This is a genomic window from Rathayibacter sp. AY2B7 (genome assembly GCF_002931635.1).
In the GTDB taxonomy this organism is placed as follows: domain Bacteria; phylum Actinomycetota; class Actinomycetes; order Actinomycetales; family Microbacteriaceae; genus Rathayibacter.
In genome coordinates this window covers 1-2,594 of sequence record NZ_PSUC01000189.1, presented here as the reverse complement: position 1 = coordinate 2,594, position 2,594 = coordinate 1, and the positions used below count along the sequence as shown (strand labels likewise).

Genomic DNA, 2,594 nt, shown 5'->3' with positions numbered 1-2,594 from the left:
CCGCCCGCCGCCCGCTCCTCCTCCCGATGGCCGGCCACGTGCGCGGCAAGCGCAGCCCCGTCACCTGCGCGCTGAAGTGCGCCAACGCCTGCTCCACCGCGACCTGCAACACGTCGCACAACAGCTACTTCCGCGACATCGTCTCGTCGCAGCTCTCCCGCCGCAGCGCCCTCGGCCTCGGCCTGGCCGGCGCGGTCACCGTCGCCGTCGCCTCCGCCGGAGGAGCGCCCACCGCCGAGGCGGCCGTGGCGACCGCGGCCGACGGCTCGCCGCTCGCCTTCACTCCGATCGCTCCGGTGCCGTACACGGTCGACCGGTTCACCGTCCCCGAGGGCTTCGCCTGGCAGCCGATCATCCGCTGGGGCGACCCGCTCTTCGCCGACAGCCCCGCCTTCGACATCGCCGACCAGACGGAGGCCGCCCAGGCCGCGCAGTTCGGCTACAACAACGACTACACCGACATCGTCGAGATCCCGGGCTCGAAGCGCCTCCGCGCCCTGCTCGTCGTGAACCACGAGTACACGAACGAGAGCATCATGTTCCCGGCCGCGCAGCTCGAGGCGGAGCCGGAGCGCGTGCGCGCCGTCGGCCGCGCCGCCCACGGCCTCAGCGTCGTCGAGCTGGTCCGCACCGCGGTCGACCGCCCGTGGGCCTACGTCCGCGGGGGCGAGCGCAACCGCCGCTACCTGCTCGACACCCCCTACGAGGTGACAGGCGCCGCCGCCGGCACCGAGCTGCTGAAGACGGTCGCCGACCCCGAGGGCCGCACCGTGCTCGGCACGCTCGGCAACTGCTCCGGAGGCACGACGCCGTGGGGCACGATCCTCTCGGGCGAGGAGAACTTCAACGGCTACTTCCGCGCCGTCGGCACGAGCGACGCCGAGAAGCGCTACGGCCTCGCCGACTCCGAGACCTCGCGCCTCTGGGAGCTCGACGACCCCCGCTTCGACGCCCGCACCCCGGGCTACGAGAACGAGCCGAACCGCTTCGGCTGGATCGTGGAGTTCGACCCCTTCGACCCCGACTCCACGCCGAAGAAGCACACGGCGCTCGGCCGGCTCAAGCACGAGGGCGCGAACGTCATCATCGCCCCGGACGGCCGCGTGGTCGCGTACCAGGGCGACGACGAGCGCTTCGACTACCTCTACAAGTTCGTCTCGACGAAGCGCTACATCGAGGGCGACCGCGCCCACAACAAGACCCTGCTGGAGGAGGGCGACCTCTACGTCGCCCGCTTCACCGGCGACTCCCCCGTGGCCGAGATCACCGGCACCGGGGCGGTCCCCTCGGACGGCGGCTTCGACGGGATCGGCGAGTGGCTGCCCCTGGTGCTGAACGGCGCCTCGACGATCGCCGGGATGAGCGTCGCCGAGGTGCTCGTGCACACCCGCCAGGCGGCGGACGCCGCGGGCGCGACCAAGATGGACCGCTGCGAGGACGTGCAGCCCAGCCTGGTCAGCGGCCGGATCTACGTGGCCTGCACCAACAACTCCGCCCGCGGCACCGAGGGCGCCAAGGAGGGCGCGACCGAGGTCAACCCGCGCACCGAGAACCGCGACGGCCACATCGTCGAGATCATCGAGGACGGCGGCGACCAGACCGGCCGCACCTTCACCTGGAACCTGCTGATGCTCTGCGGCGACCAGGCGCAGGGCGACGTCGTCTACTTCTCCGGCTTCCCGGCGGACCAGGTCTCGCCGATCTCGTGCCCGGACAACCTGGCCTTCGACTCGGTCGGGAACCTCTGGATCTCGACCGACGGCGCCCCGAGCGGCATCGGCTACAACGACGGGCTCTTCAAGGTCGCGCTCGAGGGCGCGACGCGCGGCAGGGTGGAGCAGTTCCTCTCGGTGCCCCGCGACGCCGAGACCTGCGGACCGATCGTCCACGACCTCGACCAGCACGTGTTCGTGGCGGTGCAGCACCCGGGCGAGGAGGGCACCTTCGAGGCGCCGACCTCGTTCTTCCCGGACTACGGATCGACGGCGGCGGGAGCGGTGGCGGCACCGCGTCCGACCATCGTGCAGATCCTGCCGGCGTCGCAGGTGGTGGCTCCGACGCCGACCGCCGGACCGACCACGGCACCGACGACCCCGCCGACCACCGCGCCCACGGCGACTCCCACCACGGCGCCGACCGCCGGGCCGACCGCGGCGCCCACCGCGGCTCCGTCCCCGGTGCCCACGACCGCGCCGACCGGCACGCCCACCCCGCTGCCCGTCGGCGGCTCGGGCGGCGGACTGGCCTCGACCGGAGTCGAGAGCGTCGGCCTGATCGCGGGCGCCACCGCACTCCTGGCCGCGGGCGCCACCGCGCTCGGACTCGGAGCGCGCCGCCGCGCGGCCGCCGAGGGCGAGGACGACCTGCAGGCGTGAGGCTGGACAGGGCCCGGGACCGATCACAGGATCGGGGCCCGGGCCCTGTCGCGCTCGGGGACCCGCCGCTCAGGCCCCCGGGACCGGCGGGCCGGTGCGCCAGCGGAGGATCGCCGCGGCGTCGGCGCCGTGCGGCAGCGTCACCACGTCGACCCCCTCCGGGGCGGTGCCCTCGGGCGCGACCGGCCGACCCGGCAGCACTTCGTTCAGCACGACCCT

General features: G+C 73.8%; 1 pseudogene. It reads left to right on the top strand.

The features are described from left to right. A pseudogene (locus C5C27_RS17190) lies at nucleotides 1-2,030 on the top strand (PhoX family phosphatase); the annotation flags it as partial. Between the last annotated feature and the right edge of the window lie 564 nt (nucleotides 2,031-2,594).